A 16,668-nucleotide genomic window follows, 5' to 3' on the forward strand; every position below is an offset into this window, starting at 1 on the left:
CCGCAGGGCCCGCCTTTTTTCTTGACCCGACCCAAGGTGCTGCTATTTAATAGATAGATCAGTCAGTCTATTAATTATCCATGCGCAAAACAGATCCCATTAAGCAGCAAGAACGCCGCCGCCATATCCTTGACGCCGCGGCGCATTGTTTTGCGGAGCACGGTTTCCACGCGACCTCCACTGCGCAGATCTGCGAGCGGGCGGCGATGAGCCCCGGCAATCTGTTCCATTACTACGCCAGCAAGGCCGACATCATCGAGGCGCTCGTCGCCTCCGACACCGACGACATCCGGTCCCGCATGCAGGCGGCCAGCGCGGCGCCCGATGCGCGCCAAGCGCTGCGTGAATGGGTCGACGGTCAACTGGCGCTGTATCAGGATCCGGTGTTTGTGCGCCTGGGCATGGAGGTGCTGGCCGAGGCAGTGCGCAATCCGCGCGTGCACGCATTGGTGATGGCAAACGAGGCCGAGCGCAAGACAGGCCTGCTGACCCTGCTGGAGGCGGTCTGGATGGGGCAGGTTGCCCCGCAGCCGCTGGCGGCCATGGCAGATGTGTTGTTGCTGCTGTTGGACGGCGTCTTCAGCCGGTCGGTGGTGGATCCCGCCTTCGGCGCCCGCGCCGCGGCCAACCTGTTGGGCGAGGCCGTGGAACGCAGCCTGCCGCCAGCCGCCTCGGCGGGCAACCGCGTCCCGCGCCGCCCGCAAGCGGAAAGGGGCCGAGCATGAGCGCCGCCCGTCAGGACCCCGGCCGCCTGGCCCACGTGGACGCACTGCGCGGCTTTGCGCTCTTTGGCATTTTGATCGTGAACATCGGCGTTTTCTCGTCGCCGTTCTACGGCGCAGGAATGGCCGATCCGGCCTATTCCCGCCCGGTGGATCTGGCGGTGCGCTGGCTGATCGCGTGGCTGTTCGAAACGAAGTTCTATCTGCTGTTCTCGTTCCTGTTCGGCTATAGCTTCACCTTGCAGATGTCGGCGGCCGAACGCAGCCAGGCGGCGTTCGCGCCGCGCTTCCTGCGGCGGCTGGCGGGGCTGGCGCTGCTGGGCCTGGCGCATGCCGTGCTCTTCTATCAGGGCGACATCCTGCTGACCTACGCGCTGTTGGGCCTGGGGCTGCTGCTGTGCCGCAGGATGGACCCAAAACGCGCGTTGCGCGCCGCATTGTGGTTGATCGTACTGGCCGCGTCGGTCTGGGCGATTCTGGGCTTCTTGAGTTTCCTGGACCCGGTGCCCGCCGGCTACCAGGCGCTGTACAAGGCCGAGGCGCTGGCCTCCATCGAAGCCTACCGCGGCACCATCAGCACGACCATCGCGCAGCACATCAAGGAACTGACCGAGAGCGTCTGGTTCATGGTGCTGTTCGTGCAGGGGCCGTTCGCTTTTGCGATGTTCCTGGTCGGCTATGCGTTGGGGCGTCGCAATGCGCTTGCGGATCCCTGGCAGCAGCCGCGCGCGCTGGGGCTGTTGTGCGCATTGGGGTTGTTGCCGGGTCTGGCCGGGTCAGCGCTGTATGCAACGTCGTCGCTGCCGTTCGCAGGCGCCGCCTGGGAGCTTCCAGGCTTGGCGGCGGACCTGCTGACCGCACCGTTGCTAAGCATGTCCTACGCCGCCGCCTTCCTGCTGGCCCTGCGGACAAGGGTTTTCGGGGCTGTGGGCGCATGGCTGGCGCCTGCCGGGCGGATGGCGTTGACGAACTATCTGATGCAGTCCGTCGTCTGCGCCTTCCTGTTCACGGGCTGGGGCCTGCGCCTGTTCGCGTCGGTGTCGCCCTTGGCGGCAACCGGCATCGCCGTGGCCATCTTCGCCGCGCAATTGCCCTTGTCCGCGTGGTGGATGCGCCACCACGCCTATGGCCCGGTGGAGTGGTTCCTGCGCGCGCTCACCATCGGGGCCGTGCCGCCCTGGCGGCGCGCGCGCGCAGGCTGATCAGGCCGTTCCCGGCCGCAACCGGCCAACCGAGGAGCCGCCGTCCCGGCGCCCCTGCCGCATCCACATGCCTGCCAGCAACAGCAGGGCGGGCAGGTAGACCCAGTGGTCTGACCAGCGCTGCGGGTTGGGCGCTTTGACTTCCAGCACGTCCCAGCCTTGCTCCCAGCCCGAGCGTTGGGCGCGGCTGCCGAAACGCACGCCGCCGATCTGGGTCTGGTCGCCCAGGCTCATCAGCGTCAGCCCGGCATCGGCCAGGCGCTGGCGTCCAACGGCAGGCGATGCGACCTCAGGCGCGTCGGCGCTCGACGCAGCAGCGCCCGACGCATCGGCGCCTGGCTCCAGCGCGGGCAGCGCCACGGCGACGGTCTTGGTCAGCTCGTCGCCTTCCAGGTTGATCCCCCGCAGCACCACGGTCAGCCGGCCGTTGTCCGGCATGGCGGCGGCGATCGCCAGCATGTCGGAGGCGGGACGGCTTTCGTATTGCGGAGCAAAATGGTCCATGAACCAGTCCGGGCGGAACAGCATGAACGTCGCCAGCAGCAGCACGCCGACTTCAGCCCACGTGCAGCGCGTACGGAACCAGCGCATGGTGGCCGCGGCAAACGTCAACGACGCCAGGGTGGCGCCGGCCACGACCAGCGCCAGCTCCCATCCGTAATTGACGTCGATCAGCAGCAGCGCCGGATTGAACACGAACATAAACGGCAGGATGGCCGTGCGCGCCGCGTAGGTGACGCCCTGGATGCCGGTCTTGATCGGGTCTTCGCCCGATATCGCCGCCGCGGCGAACGTGGCCAACCCGACGGGCGGCGTGATGTCGGCCATGATGCCGTAATAGAACACGAACATGTGCACGGCGATCAGGGGGATGACCAGGCCGTTCTGCGCACCCAGCTCCACCACGACCGGCGCCATCAGCGTCGCCATCAGGATGTAGTTTGCGGTCGTCGGCATGCCCAGCCCCAGGATCAGGCACACGAGCGCGGTGAAGATCAGCATCAGCAGCACGTTGCCCATCGACACCAGTTCGACGAACGCGGTCATGCGCAAGCCCAGCCCGGTCAGCGTGATGGCGCCGACGATCAGGCCGGCGGTGCCGCAGGCGATCGCGATGCCGATCATGTTGCGCGCGCCGTCCTGCAGGCCGCCGATGGCGTCGCGCCAGCCCTGGCGCCAGGCCGGCGCCGCGTCCTGCTTGCGGAACCAGGCCATCAGCGGGCGCTGCGTCACCATCTGGAACAGCATGGCCATCGCCGCCCAGAACGCCGACAGGCCCGCGGACAGTTCCTCCACGCTCAGGCACCACACCAGGATGCCGATGGGGATCAGGAAATACAGTCCGGCGCGCACCGTGGGCCAGGGTTGCGGTCGCACGGGATGATTGATGTCGATGTCCTGCGGCAGGTCGGGATGCGCGGCGGCAACGCGCAATAGCCACAGGTAGAGCGCCGCCAGGATTGCCAGCAGCACCCAGATGGCCGCGGCGCCCGCCACGGCCTGCACGCCGGTGCCGATCCAATAGGCCGCGCCCATCACCAGCAGCGTGCCGCTGATCCCCATGCCCCAGCCCGCCAGTTTCTGCAGCGGCGTGCGTACGGGGCCCGTGGCCATCATCGGCTGGATGCCCAGCTTCAGGGCTTCAAGGTGGACGATATAGAACAGCGCGATGTAGGAAATTGCCGCCGGCAGGATCGCGTGGCGGATGATCTCCGTGTAGGGGATGCCGACGTATTCGATCATCAGGAATGCGGCTGCCCCCATGACCGGGGGCATGATCTGTCCGTTGACCGAGGATGCGGTCTCGATCGCGCCGGCCCGCACACCGCCATAGCCGGCCTTCTTCATGAGGGGGATCGTGAAGATCCCGCCGGTGACCACGTTGGCCACCGAGGAGGCGGACACCAGCCCGTTGACTGCCGAGGACACCACCGCCACCTTGGCCGGCCCGCCGCGCAAATGGCCCAGCAGCGCGAACGAGACCTGCATCATGTAGTTGCCCGCACCGCACTTGTCCAGCATCGAGCCCAGCAGCACGAAGATGAAGATGTAGGACACCGAGACGCCCAACGCCACGCCATACACGCCTTCGGTCGTCAGCCACATGTGCGACATCAGGCGCTCAAGCGACGCGCCGCGATGGGCCAGCACGTCAGGCAGCCACGGACCCGCCAGCGCATAGGCGACGAACACCAGGCCGAGCACGGTCATGGGCAGGCCGAGCGCGCGGCGCGTGACTTCCAGCAGCAGCGCCAGGCCAATGACGGCCGTTGCTACATCCATCGGCGTGGGCTGTCCGGGGCGGCCGGCCAATTCGTTATAGAAGACGTACAGGTAGCTGCCGCAAAACCCGGCGGCCAACGCCAGGATCCAGTCGTACCAGGGCATGCGGTCGCGCGCGGCGCGTTTGCTGGCCGGATACGCCAGATACCCCAGGAACATCGCGATGCCCAGATGCAGCGCGCGCGCTTCCGTGTCGTTGAAGATGCCCCAGTTGAACGAGAACGGCAGCGGCGACGCATACCAGAGTTGGAAGATGGACCAGAGCAGCGCGCCAGCCGCCAGCGTGGCGCCGGCGACGCCGCCCACGTTGCGGCCGCCGCGGTCGGCGTCGGCGACAAGCTGTTCCAGGTCCGGGGCCGGCGTGTGCGGCGCTTTAGTCATGAAATTCCCCTACGAGTCATGGCGCGCGCCGGCGAAGCGGCGCGCGTTGAATGCTGGCGCGCGGCGAGCGCGCGCTGGCCAGGCCTTAGAGCAGGCCCTTTTCCTTGAAGTACTTCTCGGCGCCCGGATGCAGCGGCGCCGACAAGCCGTTCTTCACCATGTCCGCCGGCTTCAGGTTCGCAAACGCAGGGTGGAGCTTTTTGAAGTCGTCGAAATTGTCGAACACCGCCTTGACCACGGTGTAGACCGTGGCGTCGGGCACGTCGGCCGATGTGACGAAAGTGGCGGTGACCCCGTACGTCTTGGTTTCCCCGGGGTTGTTCGGATACAGCCCGGCGGGAATCGTGGCGTGGGCGTAGTAGGGGTACTTTTCCACCAGCTTGTCCACTGCGGGGCCAGTCAACGAAACGAGCTTGGCGCCGCAGCTCGTGGTGGGGTCCTGGATGTTGGCCGAAGGGTGGCCAACGCCGTAGAAGAACCCATCGATCTTGCCGTCGCACACGGCGGAGCCGTGCTCGTCGGGGCGCAGTTCCGAAGCCAGCGAAAAGTCCTTCAGCGTCCAGCCCATTGTTGCCAGCAGTTCCTCCATCGACGCGCGCGTGCCCGAGCCCGGATTGCCGACGTTGAAGCGCTTGCCCTTCAGATCCTCGAAGCTCTTGATGTTCGCGTCTTTGCGCGCAACGACGGTGAAGGGCTCGGGGTGGATCGAAAACACCGACCGCAATTTCGGATAGGGTCCGGCCTGCTTGAACTGGCCCTCGCCGTTGTAGGCGTTGAAGCCGACGTCGGACTGCACCACGCCCAGGTCAAGTTCGCCGGCCTTGATGGTGTTGGCATTGAATACCGAGCCGCCGGTGGATTCGACCGAGCAGCGGATGCCGTGCGTGGCTCGGTCTTTATTGACCAGGCGGCAGATGGCGCCGCCGGCGGCATAGTAGACGCCGGTGACGCCGCCCGTGCCGATGCTGACGAACTTTTGTTGGGCGGCGGCGGGTGCCGGCGCCATGGACAGCAATGCCGTGGCCACGCCGGCCGCGGCGAGCGTCCAGGCGTTGCGATGGCCCAAGGGATGTTTGACGGACGTGGTCATGCAAACTCCTTATGGGGTTTTTCCCCGTGATTTGCCGGTCTTTGCCGGCGGTTGGTCCACCCCGCGAGCCTGCGAGGCGTCCTGTACGAATCATCACGTGCCCGTGGGTGGCGGGCGGCGCGCGGCGGATCCCCTCGCGGCGCGTATGCAGGCCGGCGCTAGGCGCGGGCGTGTGCAATGGCGGCGTCGATGGCGCCAGCCAGGCGTTCGGTCAATTGGTCCAGTTCGTCGTTGGAAATGATGAAGGGCGGCGCAAGCAGCACGTGGTCGCCCTGGCGGCCGTCGATCGTGCCGCCCATCGGGTAGACCATCAGGCCGCGGGCCATGGCTTCGCGTTTGATCCGCGCATGTAGCGTCAACGCAGGGTCGAAGGTCTGCTTGGTCTCTCGGTCTTGCACCAGTTCGAGGCCCATGAAGAGGCCGCGGCCGCGGATGTCGCCCACATGCGGATGCGCGCCCAGCGCCTGTTCCAGCCGCTGTCGCAAGCCTGCGCCCTGTTCGCGCACCCGCGCCAGCAGGTTGTCGCGGCGGATCACGTCCTGCACGGCCAGCGAGGCGGCGCAGGCGATGGCGTGGCCCAGGTAGGTGTGGCCGTGCTGGAAAAAGCCGCTGCCTTGCTGCATGGCGTCCACGATCCGCTGTTGCGCCATCACTGCGCCGATGGGCTGATAGCCGCCGCCCAAGCCCTTGGCGATGGTGATCAGGTCCGGCACGATGCCTTCCTGCTCGACCGCGTAAAGCGTGCCGGTGCGGCCCATGCCGCACATCACCTCGTCGGCGATCAGCAGTACGCCATGGCGGTCGCAGACTTCACGGATCCGGCGGAAATAGCCGGGCACGGCCGTCACGGCGCCGGAGGTGGCGCCCACCACCGGCTCGGCCACGAAAGCCATCACGGTGCCAGCGCCCAGCTTTTCAAAGGTCTGATCCAGTTCCAGGGCCAGCCGCTCGCCGTACTGTTCGGCGCTTTCGTCGGGGCGCTGGTCGCGATAGGCGTAGCAAGGCGAGACGTGTTCGACCTCGATCAGCAGTGGCGCGAATTGGGCGCGGCGCCAGGCGTTGCCGCCCACGGCCAACGCGCCCAGCGTATTGCCGTGGTAGCTCTGGCGGCGCGCCACGATGTGGCGGCGTTCGGGCTGGCCGGTTTCCACGAAATACTGACGCGCCATTTTCAACGCGGCCTCAACGGCTTCGGAGCCGCCCGAGACGAAGTAGGCATGCGAGATGCCGGCGGGCGCGTCGGCGACCAGGCGGTCGGCCAATTGCTCGGCCACTTCGGTCGTGAAGAAGCTGGTGTGGGCGTAAGCCAGCGCGTCGATCTGGGCGTGCATGGCGGCCTGGATGTCGGGGTGGTTGTGCCCCAGGCACGACACGGCCGCGCCGCCCGACCCGTCGAGATAGGCGCGGCCCGCGCTGTCGTGGATCCACACGCCCTGGCCGCGTACGGCGACAGGCGGCGTCTGGCGTAGGGAACGATGCAGGACGTGGGTTTGGCTCATGGGGATTCCGGGATGCGTGAGTGGGCGGTGGGAAATGGCGATGGTTGGACGGGAGCGCTCAGCCGGGCCGCCGCGCTGCAGGGGCGGTCCAGTAGACGTTGTCGGTGCGCAGGCGCGCTTCGACTTCCGTCAGGCGGTTCAGCACGTCGGCGCCGCCGCGGGCGGTCAGGCGCGCGATCAGGTGCTCGGCCAGGCCCAGCAGGCCTGCAGTGGTATGGAAGAACGAGCCGGGCCCTTGGCGCGCCGGGCGCGCCTGGACGCCATCGCGATCGGGCGGCGCGAAACGCAGCGTATGGCGGGCTTCCACGGCCAGCGGCGACAGTGGGTCGTCGGTCAAGGCGATCAGCGCGACGCCGCGCTGCGCGGCCTGGCGGGCCAGTTGCACGGTGGCCGTGGGGTAGGGCGCCTGAGAAATCACGATCAGCGCGTCGCCGGCGTCCAGGTTGTCGGCCTGTTCGGCGGGGGCACCGCCCAAGCCGTCGATCAGCACGCTGTTGCGGCGCACCAGCTGATACGCATAGCGCATCTGGAACGCGATGCCGAACGCCGAACGGGTACCCAGGAAGCCGACCTGGCGGGCGTTCAGCAAGGTCTGCACCGCGGCGTCGAATGCGCTCGACGGGTTCAAGGCGCACACCGAGCTCATCGCCTGGATCTGGTATTGCGTCAGCACGTCGTGGCCGGGCGCCCCGGCGGTGCCCGCAGCGGCCTGCAAGGCGGCTGCACGCTCACGCAGTCCGGGGTTGTGCGGCCCCGCAAGGGCCTGTTGGAACGGCTGACGGAAATCCTCGTAACTGGAATATCCGATTGCCCGCGCCAGCCGCAACATGGTGGCGGGCGCCACGCTCAGCGCCTGGGCTTGCCGGCGCATGGACCACAGGCCGACTTCAGCAGGATGCGCCACCACCCAGTGCGCTGCGCGTTGCAGCTCGGGCGGCAGGGATTCCAGCTTTTCCTGCAGGTTCAGGATGACGTCGGTGGGCAGGGGCATCGTGGGTATCGGCAAAAAAACAAATGATAAATCCTGATCCAAAGATAAAACATATGTTTTATCTAAGGATTTCCACTAGTCCATCCGGCGCGCGCGCGCCCCTTGTGAGGCCGCCGCCAAGTCCAGCAATCCTGCGGTCATCTTCTGCAATTCCGTGTTTATTTATTTACATCATGCGGGGGGTTTTTGTTTGACTCGAATAAATCGTGCGCATATCATTTGTGTAGAAATCAATTTTGATCGAACCTTTTAATTTCCATGAACAACGCCGCGCAATCCGATCCGACACAGCAGTACGACCTGCGCATTTTGCGAGCCCTGCGCCGCATCACGCGCTCGATCGCATTGCATTCGCGCCAGTTGTCCGCGGTCAGCCACATCACCGCGCCCCAACTGATGTGCTTGCGCACGGTGATGGCCAATGGCCCCATGACGGCCACCGCCATCAGCCGCGAGATGCACGTCAGCCCCAGCACGGTAGTCGGCATCCTGGACCGCCTGGAAGATAAAGGGTTCATCCGCCGCGAGCGCGGCCGTGAAGACCGCCGCATCGTCTTTGTCACGGCCACCGACACCGGCCGTGAACTGGCGCAAGGCGCGCCGTCGCCGTTGCAGAAGCACCTGGCCGACGCGCTGAACGCTTTGCCTGAACTTGAGCAAGCCACGATCACGCTGTCGCTGGAACGCATCGTGGCGCTGATGGAGCAAGAAGGCCAGGCAGTTGCCGCGGAAGCGCACGGTGACGTGTCGTCGCCCATCCTTGAAGTGCCCACGGGCGGGGCACCCCCAGAATCGGGAATCGTTGCATGAAGACAATCGAACTGGATACAACAACTCTCTCAAGTGCCGTGGCGCCGGCGGTTCGCGCGCAGACCCATACGATGCGTCTGCCCGACCGCAAAGACGGCGCCGCCATTCACCGCCTCATTTCCGAGTGCCCGCCGCTCGACCTGAATTCCCTCTACGCCTACTTGCTCCTGTGTGAGCATTTCAGCGACACCTGCGTCATCGCCGAAAGTGCCGGCGGACGTATCGACGGTTTTATCTCCGCTTATGTGATCCCGACCCGGCCCGACGTGTTGTTCGTCTGGCAGGTCGCGGTGCACGCCCGCGCACGCGGCCACCGGTTGGCCCGCGCCATGCTTCGCGAACTCTTGCAGCGCAAGGGGCTCGCGCATGTTCGTCATCTTGAAACCACGGTGGGGCCTGACAACCAGGCATCGCGCCGCAGCTTTACCGGCTTGGCCGGCGAGCTGGGCGCCCACGTGTCTGAACAGCCGTTCTTCGACCGGCAATTGTTCGGGGGCGCGGACCATGACGACGAGATGCTGTTGAGGATAGGCCCGTTCGCATTGCCTGCCCCGTAGGGCGGCGCAACCCCAGCGGACTTATCGAAATACCGGGATGGCTTTGCCGATCCGAATGCGTTCACGCATCCGGAGGGGAGCTGGCCGTCTGTCAACTTATGAGATGAAAGGGAGGATTAATCATATGGACTTGAAAATCTTTGACCGGATGGAGTCGGAGGTGCGGGGCTACATTCGGTCGTTTCCCGTGATATTCAGCCAGGCCCGAGGCTCGACGCTGATTGATGAGGACGGCACCGAATACATCGATTTCTTCAGCGGCGCAGGCACGCTGAACTATGGCCACAACAATCCTGTTCTCAAGGAAAAGCTGCTGGAATATGTACAGTCGGACGGCGTCGTCCACGGACTGGACATGGCCACCAGCGCGAAGAAGCGTTTCCTGGAGACGGTGGATCGCGTGCTGCTCAAGCCGCGCAACTGGCAATACACGCTGCAGTTCACCGGCCCCACCGGCACCAATGCCGTGGAAGCCGCGCTGAAGATCGCGCGCCAGGTCAAGGGCCGCCCCAATGTGATTTCGTTCACCCATGGTTTTCATGGCGTGAGCGGCGGTTCGCTGGCCGTGACGGCCAACATGAAGTTCCGCGATGCCTCGGGCTACGCGCTGGGCAACACGACGTTCATGCCCTATGACGGCTACTTCGGTCCGGACGTGGACACCATGGCGTATCTGGAACGCATGTTGGAAGATCCCAGCAGCGGCATGGACAAGCCCGCCGCCGTCATCGTGGAAACGGTGCAAGGCGAGGGCGGCGTCAACGTGGCGACGCTGCGCTGGCTGAAAGAGCTGGAAAAGCTGTGCAAGCGCCACGACATGCTGCTGATCGTGGACGACATCCAGGTCGGCTGCGGCCGCACCGGTACGTTCTTCAGCTTCGAGGCCGCCGGCATCCGTCCGGACATCATCACGCTGTCGAAGTCGCTGTCCGGTTTCGGGCTGCCGATGTCGCTGGTGCTGATGAAGCCCGAGCTGGACATCTGGAAGCCGGGTGCCCACAGCGGCACGTTCCGCGGCAACAACCTGGCCTTCGTCACGGCGACGCAGGCGCTGGAAACCTATTGGGCCAACACGGCATTCACCGCCGAGATCCAGCGCAAAGAGCGCCAGGTTCGCGATTGGCTGGAAAACCTCGTCCACAGCTATCCCAATGCCGGCTTGTCGGTGCGCGGCCGCGGCCTGATCCAGGGGCTGGTGTGCAACACGACGCCCGCCCTGGCCAATCGCATCGCACAGAACGCTTTCAAGAAGGGCGTCGTCATCGAAACCTCGGGCGCGCACGACGAAGTGCTGAAGCTGCTGCCTGCGTTGACGATCGAGGAAGAGCTGCTCAGCAAGGGCCTGGACGTGATCGAGGCCAGCGTGGCTGAAGCGCTGGCCGAAGAGGGGCAGTCTGCCCGCATTCTGAAATTTGGAGGAAAACGCCAATGATCGTACGCAACGTCAAAGATGTGATCGGCACCGCCGACGAAGTTCGCACCGACACCTGGGTCAGCCGCCGCGTGCTGCTGAAGAAGGACGGAATGGGCTTTTCCTTCCACGAGACCACCATCTTCCCGGGCGGCCGTACGCACATCCACTACAAGAACCATCTTGAAGCGGTGTGGTGCATTGAAGGCGACGGCTCCATCGAGACCATCGCCGACGGCAAGAAGTACGACCTGGGCCCCGGCGTGGTCTACGCCCTGAACGACAACGACGAGCACTGGCTGTGCGGCGGCAAAGAGCCGCTGCGCGTCATCTGCGTCTTCAACCCGCCGCTGACGGGTCAGGAAGTGCATGACAAAGAGGGCGTCTACGCCCTGCCTGAAGCCCAAGCCAAAGCGGCCTGAACAAGACAAGGAGGTTCGCATGATCTCACCTGCACAGGATCCGTACGCCTCCCGTACGGATCGAAGTTCCGCCATCATCGCCCGTCAGGATCCGGTGGTCTATGAAGACGGCCAGTACGCCAACGCCCTGTCCGGCGAGCAAGTCGGCCAGTACGAGCGCGACGGTTTCCTCTTGCTTGAAAACCTGTTCTCGGAAGCCGAGATCCGCGCCTTGTCGTCCGAGGTCGAGCGCATGACGCGCGACCCGTCGATCATCCGGCGCGAAGAGTCCATCACCGAGCCCGGCAGCAATGCCGTGCGTTCCATCTTCATGGTGCATGTGCTGAACCCCGTGTTGTCGCGCCTGGTGCGCGACCCGCGGCTGGTCAATGTGGCGCGCCAGATCCTCGGGTCCGAGGTCTACATCCACCAATCGCGCGCCAACATGAAGCCGGGCTTCAAGGGCAAGGAGTTCTACTGGCATTCCGATTTCGAGACCTGGCACGTCGAAGACGGCATGCCCTCGATGCGCGCGCTCAGCTGCTCGGTGCTTTTGACCGACAACAACGAGTGCAACGGCCCGCTGATGCTGGTGCCCGGTTCGCATCGGCAGTTCATTTCGTGCGTGGGCGAAACCCCGAACGAGCACTACAAGCAATCGCTGAAGAAGCAGGAGTATGGCGTGCCGGACCCGGTCAGCCTGCAATTGCTGGTGGAGCAGGGCGGCATCCGCTCCATGACGGCCAAGGCCGGTTCGGTGGTGTTCTTCGACTGCAACACGATGCACGGCTCGAACAGCAACATCTCGCCGTGGCCGCGCGCTAACGTGTTCATGGTCTATAACAGCATGGAAAACACCTTGAATCCGCCCAAGTACGGGCTGACGCCGCGTCCTGAACATATCGCGACGCGCAAGGGATTCAAGGCGGTGACGCCGCTGGATACCTTGAAACTGGTCGGCGGCTAGGCTGTACAGCCTGCCGGCGCATTCGGAACCCGGGCCTGCGCGCCCGGGTTTTTTATCGCCGAGCCGCCTCAAGATGAAAACGCCCCCCTGGGGCGGCAAGCCGGCGGCGCAGCATGGGAGGCATTTTTCATGCCCGCGCCCGGGGCAGATCCCAGGGCGAAGGCGGGACGCTCTCTGCTATCCTTTCGCGCATTCTTCGCTGACTTTTCGCCGCCATGTCCGCCCGTATCCTCAGCTTGCATATCTACCCGATCAAATCCTGCGCAGGCATCGACCTGGCGGAATCCCCCATCGACCGGGCCGGCCTGGCCCAAGACCGCCGCTGGATGCTGATCAGCGCCGACGGCCAATTCATGACCCAGCGGCAATGGCCCGCGATGGCGCTGATCCGCACCGCGCTCACGGCCGACGCGTTGCGCCTGTCCGCGCCGGGCATGGCTGACCTGGATGTGCCGTTGGATGGGTCCGGCCTGGAGCAGGGGGCGGAAACCGTGGCGGTCTGGAGCGACACCATTTCCGCCCAGCGCGAAAGCGCGGCAGTCGGGCTGTGGTTTTCCGATTTCCTCAAGACGCCTTGCCGCCTGCTCAAGGTGGACACGGCTGCCCAGCGCAACGCCAAGCCCGACTGGGTGTCCCGCTGGGTCGACGCGCATCCCGATCTGGCGGAGACGTTCGCCGGGGAACACCACTTCGGCTTTGCCGACGGCTTTCCCCTGCTGATCGCCAACAAGGCCTCGCTTGATGATTTGAACGTCCGCTTGCAAGCCAAGGGCGTGGCGCCCGTGCCGATGGACCGTTTCCGGCCCAATATCGTGGTCGAGGGCGAATGGGAACCCTTCGAGGAAGACCATACGGCCATGATCACCGCCGCCGGGGTCAAGATGGCGTTCGTCAAACCCTGCACGCGGTGTTCGATCCCCGATATCGACCAGCGTACGGCGCAGCAGTACGACGAGCCCGGGCGCACGCTGGCGGGCTACCGGAATCTGGAAATAGGGGTGGTGTTCGGCCAGAACGCCATTCTGGATGCGCCGGCCGGCGCGCGCCTGAAGGTCGGCGACGCGGTCGAGATCGAACTGGATTTCTAGGCGCGCGGGCGGGCGCTGTTTCCGCCTCTGCTGCGAAGTCGGCCACCTGCGCGATGGCATGGCGGACGTCCCGGTGCGGCAAAAATTATAGAATACCGGGTTCCAACGGCAATACCGGATGCCGGGCATCACTTAGCAACGCTTCGCGGACCGGGCCGCGAACCAGGATATTTCTATCATGCAACGCATCATGCTGCGGGCAAAGCTGCACCGCGTCACGGTCACCGAAGCCGACCTTCATTACGAAGGGTCTTGTGGCATCGACGAAGACCTGCTGGACGCTGCCGGCATGCGCGAGTTCGAACGCATCGAACTCTACAACGTCACCAACGGCGAACGTTTCGACACGTACATCATCAAGGCGGCCCGCGGTAGCGGCGCCATCTCGCTGAACGGTGCAGCGGCCCGTCGGGCCCAGGTCGGCGATCTGCTGATCATCTGCACCTACGGCCCGATGTCCGAAGCCGATTCCGCCACGCATAAGCCGCAAGTGGTGTTGGTGGACGACGCAAACCGCGTCAAGGAAATCCGCAAGTTCCCGGCCTGACGCCGGGCCGGGCGCAGCGGCGCTTCCGGTCAGGCCGGAAGACGCTGCGTCAACTCAGAACCGTTTCATCATGAGCTTCCAGGTCACCATTCAACCCAGCAAGCATCAATTCCCGGTCGAGCCCGGCCAGACCGTGCTCGACGGCGCCTTGGCTGCCGGCATCGTGCTGCCTTACAGCTGTCGCAACGGCGCGTGCTCCACCTGCAAGGGCAAAGTGGTGTCCGGGGAGTTCGACGCCGGACAATATCCTGCCCAGATCCTGTCGCCCGAGGAACTGGCCGACGGCTATACACTGTTCTGCCAGGCCCGTCCGGGGTCGGACATGGTGGTCGAATCCACCGAAGTCCGCCTGGCCAGCGACATCCAGATCCGCAAGCTGCCGTCGCGCGTGCAGACGCTTGAGCGCGTGGCGCCCGACGTCACCGTGATCAAGCTGCAGCTGCCGGCTTCGGAACAGTTCCGCTATTACGCGGGGCAGTACATCGAAGTCATCCTGAAGGACGGCCGCCGCCGCAGCTATTCCATGGCCGGCGCCCCGCACACCGGCAGCCCGCTGGAACTGCACATCCGGCACATGCCGGGTGGGCTGTTCACCGACCACGTCTTCGGCGCGGGCGACACGCAGATGAAAGAGCGCGAGATCCTGCGCCTGGAAGGCCCGTTCGGCTCGTTCTTCCTGCGCGAAGATAGCGACAAGCCGATCGTGCTGCTGGCCAGCGGTACGGGGTTCGCCCCGGTGAAGGCCATCGTGGAGCACATGATCCACAAGAACATCGGCCGCCCGGTCACCCTGTACTGGGGCGGCCGCCGTCCGCGCGACCTGTATATGGACGCGCTGGCGCAATCCTGGTCGAGCCTGCTGCCGGGGTTCACCTATGTCCCGGTCGTGTCCAACGCGCTGCAGGAAGACGGTTGGACGGGCCGCACCGGTTTTGTCCACGAGGCCGTCATGCAGGACATCGCCGACATGTCCGGCCACCAGGTCTACGCCTGCGGCACGCCGCTGATGGTTGACGCCGCCCGCCGCGAGTTCAGCGCGCAGAACGGCCTGCCGCCGGAAGAGTTCTACGCGGACGCCTTCACGTCCGAAGCCGACCTGGCGAAAGCCGCGTCGTAACTGGACCAGCACGAAGCAAGGGGGTGGAATTCACAAGCGGAAAAGGCTCGTGACTTCCGCCCCTTTTTACCGATGGGCCGCCCCAAGGTAAAAAAGCCCCCTCGGGGGGCAGCAAGCACGCAGAGCGTGCGCGGCGTGGGGGCGTATTTTTACCGATGGGCCGCCCCAAGGTAAAAAAGCCCCCTCGGGGGGCAGCAAGCACGCAGAGCGTGTGCGGCGTGGGGGTGTATTTTTATTACGTAGGCGAAGGCAAATCGGCGGGGTAAACTGCCCTGGCAGCGGCTTGCCAAGGGGGCGGACATCGGGTCCGTGAGCCGATTTGGCACGCAAGGAGCAATGCGGGCATGAAAGTAGCGGTATTGGGTAGCGGCATTATCGGAATCTCCAGCGCCTGGTGGCTAAGCCAGGCCGGCCATGACGTCGTGGTCATTGATCGCTGCACCGGTCCCGCGCAGGAAACCAGCCTGGCCAACGGCGCGCAGATCTCGGTCTCGTATGCCGAACCCTGGGCCAATCCGCAGGCTCCGCTCAAGCTGCTCAAATGGATGTTCCAGGACGACGCGCCGTTGCTGTTCCGCCCGCAACTGGATTGGCGGCAATGGATGTGGGGCTTGGCGTTCCTGCGCGAATGCCTGCCCAGTCGCCTGGCGCCGAATATCCGCGCCATGGTCCGCATGGCGGAATACAGCCGCGCCACCCTGCGCGGCATGCGCGCCGAGCTGGGCATCGAATACGACCACCTTGAACGCGGCATCCTGAATTTCTACCGCGACCCGCACGAATTCGAAAATTCCCAGCGCGCCGCTGGGCTGATGCGCGATTTCGGCGTCGAGCGCCGAGTGGTCTCGGCCGACGAGGTTATCGCCATCGAACCCGCCCTGGCGCCGCATCGGCAAACGATCGTCGGGGGCGACTACACCCCCGAAGACGAAAGCGGCGACGTGCACCTGTTCACGGTCGCGCTGGCCGAACGCTGCGCCCGCGCCGGCGTCGAATTCCGCTACAGCACGCGGGCGACCCGGCTTTTGACCCAGGGCGGCACTGTGCAGGGCGTCGAAGTCATTGAGCCCGATGGCCGCTACGGTTCGATCTCGGCCGACGCCTACGTCGTAGCCATGGGCAGTTTCAGCCCCAACATGCTGCGCCCGCTCGGCATCCCCTGCAACGTCTATCCCGCCAAGGGCTATTCGGCGACCTTCCCGGTGTTGAAACCGGAAGCCACGCCCACGGTGAGCCTGACGGACAGCAGCCACAAAATCGTGTTCTCGCGCCTGGGCGACCGGCTGCGCATGGCCGGCACGGCAGAGCTCTCGGGATACTCCCGGGGCCTGAACACCAGCCGTTGCGAAGCCTTGACCCGCCTGGCGCAAGAACTCTTTCCCGACGCGCTCGATTTCGGGCGCGTCAGCTATTGGTCGGGCTTGCGCCCGTCCACTCCCTCGAATGTGCCCATCATCGGCCGTAGCCGTATCCCCAATTTGTATATCAATACGGGACACGGTACGCTTGGCTGGACGATGGGTGTTGGCTCAGGCCGGGCATTGGCCGATCTGCTTAGCGGACGGCGGCCAGAACCGGAATTCCCTTTTCTTGGTCTGTGAA

At 65.1% G+C, this 16,668-nt stretch carries 15 protein-coding genes; 11 read left to right on the forward strand and 4 right to left on the reverse strand.

Translation table 11 applies throughout. The features are described from left to right. Positions 1 to 80: 80 nt before the first annotated feature. The gene (locus AC3WMU_RS28695; protein ID WP_492283337.1) at positions 81 to 725 is read left to right on the forward strand and encodes a TetR/AcrR family transcriptional regulator; all 645 of its coding nucleotides are present in this window, start codon (positions 81 to 83) and stop codon (positions 723 to 725) included. Further along, a complete protein-coding gene (locus tag AC3WMU_RS28700; protein ID WP_492283338.1) occupies positions 722 to 1,924 on the forward strand; it encodes a DUF418 domain-containing protein in 1,203 nt (400 codons plus the stop codon). Before AC3WMU_RS28695 ends, AC3WMU_RS28700 begins: the two co-directional genes overlap by 4 nt. Here AC3WMU_RS28700 and AC3WMU_RS28705 read toward each other — a convergent pair whose 3' ends face one another. The 4 genes from AC3WMU_RS28705 to AC3WMU_RS28720 all read right to left on the reverse strand — a co-directional run bounded on the left by AC3WMU_RS28705 (position 1,925) and on the right by AC3WMU_RS28720 (position 8,168). After that, positions 1,925 to 4,588: a TRAP transporter permease gene (locus tag AC3WMU_RS28705; RefSeq protein WP_492283339.1), complete on the reverse strand. Its 2,664-nt coding sequence runs from the start codon at positions 4,586 to 4,588 to the stop codon at positions 1,925 to 1,927. 85 nt (positions 4,589 to 4,673) lie between these two features. After that, the gene (locus AC3WMU_RS28710; protein WP_006227532.1) at positions 4,674 to 5,678 is read right to left on the reverse strand and encodes a TAXI family TRAP transporter solute-binding subunit; all 1,005 of its coding nucleotides are present in this window, start codon (positions 5,676 to 5,678) and stop codon (positions 4,674 to 4,676) included. Between the two features lie 158 nt (positions 5,679 to 5,836). Beyond that, complete coding sequence (locus tag AC3WMU_RS28715) at positions 5,837 to 7,177, reverse strand: aspartate aminotransferase family protein (protein WP_280029093.1); 1,341 nt, start codon at positions 7,175 to 7,177, stop codon at positions 5,837 to 5,839. 58 nt (positions 7,178 to 7,235) lie between these two features. Further along, entirely contained in the window at positions 7,236 to 8,168 is a 933-nt protein-coding gene (locus AC3WMU_RS28720; protein ID WP_492283340.1) for a MurR/RpiR family transcriptional regulator, read from the reverse strand. 258 nt (positions 8,169 to 8,426) lie between these two features. Here AC3WMU_RS28720 and AC3WMU_RS28725 point away from each other — a divergent pair, with 258 nt between their 5' ends. The 9 genes from AC3WMU_RS28725 (at position 8,427) to AC3WMU_RS28765 (ending at position 16,667) form a co-directional block, all read left to right on the forward strand. Further along, positions 8,427 to 8,978, forward strand: a complete 552-nt coding sequence (locus AC3WMU_RS28725) for a MarR family winged helix-turn-helix transcriptional regulator (RefSeq protein WP_006227529.1) — start codon at positions 8,427 to 8,429, stop codon at positions 8,976 to 8,978. After that, positions 8,975 to 9,535, forward strand: coding sequence for a diaminobutyrate acetyltransferase (ectA, locus tag AC3WMU_RS28730; protein WP_006227528.1), 561 nt, complete (start codon positions 8,975 to 8,977; stop codon positions 9,533 to 9,535). The genes AC3WMU_RS28725 and ectA overlap by 4 nt, the downstream gene beginning before the upstream one ends. 124 nt (positions 9,536 to 9,659) lie before the next feature. Next, positions 9,660 to 10,967: a diaminobutyrate--2-oxoglutarate transaminase gene (ectB, locus tag AC3WMU_RS28735; RefSeq protein WP_006227527.1), complete on the forward strand. Its 1,308-nt coding sequence runs from the start codon at positions 9,660 to 9,662 to the stop codon at positions 10,965 to 10,967. Continuing rightward, positions 10,964 to 11,368, forward strand: a complete 405-nt coding sequence (locus AC3WMU_RS28740) for an ectoine synthase (RefSeq protein WP_006227526.1) — start codon at positions 10,964 to 10,966, stop codon at positions 11,366 to 11,368. Before ectB ends, AC3WMU_RS28740 begins: the two co-directional genes overlap by 4 nt. Positions 11,369 to 11,387: 19 nt before the next feature. Beyond that, the gene (thpD, locus tag AC3WMU_RS28745; protein WP_006227525.1) at positions 11,388 to 12,314 is read left to right on the forward strand and encodes an ectoine hydroxylase; all 927 of its coding nucleotides are present in this window, start codon (positions 11,388 to 11,390) and stop codon (positions 12,312 to 12,314) included. A 215-nt stretch (positions 12,315 to 12,529) separates the two neighbouring features. After that, positions 12,530 to 13,402, forward strand: coding sequence for an MOSC domain-containing protein (locus AC3WMU_RS28750; RefSeq protein WP_492283341.1), 873 nt, complete (start codon positions 12,530 to 12,532; stop codon positions 13,400 to 13,402). A 178-nt stretch (positions 13,403 to 13,580) separates the two neighbouring features. Next, positions 13,581 to 13,949: an aspartate 1-decarboxylase gene (gene panD, locus AC3WMU_RS28755; protein WP_006224022.1), complete on the forward strand. Its 369-nt coding sequence runs from the start codon at positions 13,581 to 13,583 to the stop codon at positions 13,947 to 13,949. A gap of 70 nt (positions 13,950 to 14,019) precedes the next feature. Next, positions 14,020 to 15,066, forward strand: a complete 1,047-nt coding sequence (locus AC3WMU_RS28760; protein ID WP_280029095.1) for a CDP-6-deoxy-delta-3,4-glucoseen reductase — start codon at positions 14,020 to 14,022, stop codon at positions 15,064 to 15,066. A 344-nt stretch (positions 15,067 to 15,410) separates the two neighbouring features. Then, positions 15,411 to 16,667, forward strand: a complete 1,257-nt coding sequence (locus tag AC3WMU_RS28765; protein WP_492283342.1) for a D-amino acid dehydrogenase — start codon at positions 15,411 to 15,413, stop codon at positions 16,665 to 16,667. The last annotated feature ends 1 nt before the right edge of the window (position 16,668 follow it).

This window comes from Achromobacter sp. FW305-C-13 (genome assembly GCF_058783475.1).

Coding starts and splice junctions, on each gene's coding strand:
- AC3WMU_RS28695 (WP_492283337.1), top strand. CDS start 81: ATGCGCAAAACAGATCCCATTAAGCAGCAAGAACGCCGCCGCCATATC.
- AC3WMU_RS28700 (WP_492283338.1), top strand. CDS start 722: ATGAGCGCCGCCCGTCAGGACCCCGGCCGCCTGGCCCACGTGGACGCA.
- AC3WMU_RS28705 (WP_492283339.1), bottom strand. CDS start 4,588: ATGACTAAAGCGCCGCACACGCCGGCCCCGGACCTGGAACAGCTTGTC.
- AC3WMU_RS28710 (WP_006227532.1), bottom strand. CDS start 5,678: ATGACCACGTCCGTCAAACATCCCTTGGGCCATCGCAACGCCTGGACG.
- AC3WMU_RS28715 (WP_280029093.1), bottom strand. CDS start 7,177: ATGAGCCAAACCCACGTCCTGCATCGTTCCCTACGCCAGACGCCGCCT.
- AC3WMU_RS28720 (WP_492283340.1), bottom strand. CDS start 8,168: ATGCCCCTGCCCACCGACGTCATCCTGAACCTGCAGGAAAAGCTGGAA.
- AC3WMU_RS28725 (WP_006227529.1), top strand. CDS start 8,427: ATGAACAACGCCGCGCAATCCGATCCGACACAGCAGTACGACCTGCGC.
- ectA (WP_006227528.1), top strand. CDS start 8,975: ATGAAGACAATCGAACTGGATACAACAACTCTCTCAAGTGCCGTGGCG.
- ectB (WP_006227527.1), top strand. CDS start 9,660: ATGGACTTGAAAATCTTTGACCGGATGGAGTCGGAGGTGCGGGGCTAC.
- AC3WMU_RS28740 (WP_006227526.1), top strand. CDS start 10,964: ATGATCGTACGCAACGTCAAAGATGTGATCGGCACCGCCGACGAAGTT.
- thpD (WP_006227525.1), top strand. CDS start 11,388: ATGATCTCACCTGCACAGGATCCGTACGCCTCCCGTACGGATCGAAGT.
- AC3WMU_RS28750 (WP_492283341.1), top strand. CDS start 12,530: ATGTCCGCCCGTATCCTCAGCTTGCATATCTACCCGATCAAATCCTGC.
- panD (WP_006224022.1), top strand. CDS start 13,581: ATGCAACGCATCATGCTGCGGGCAAAGCTGCACCGCGTCACGGTCACC.
- AC3WMU_RS28760 (WP_280029095.1), top strand. CDS start 14,020: ATGAGCTTCCAGGTCACCATTCAACCCAGCAAGCATCAATTCCCGGTC.
- AC3WMU_RS28765 (WP_492283342.1), top strand. CDS start 15,411: ATGAAAGTAGCGGTATTGGGTAGCGGCATTATCGGAATCTCCAGCGCC.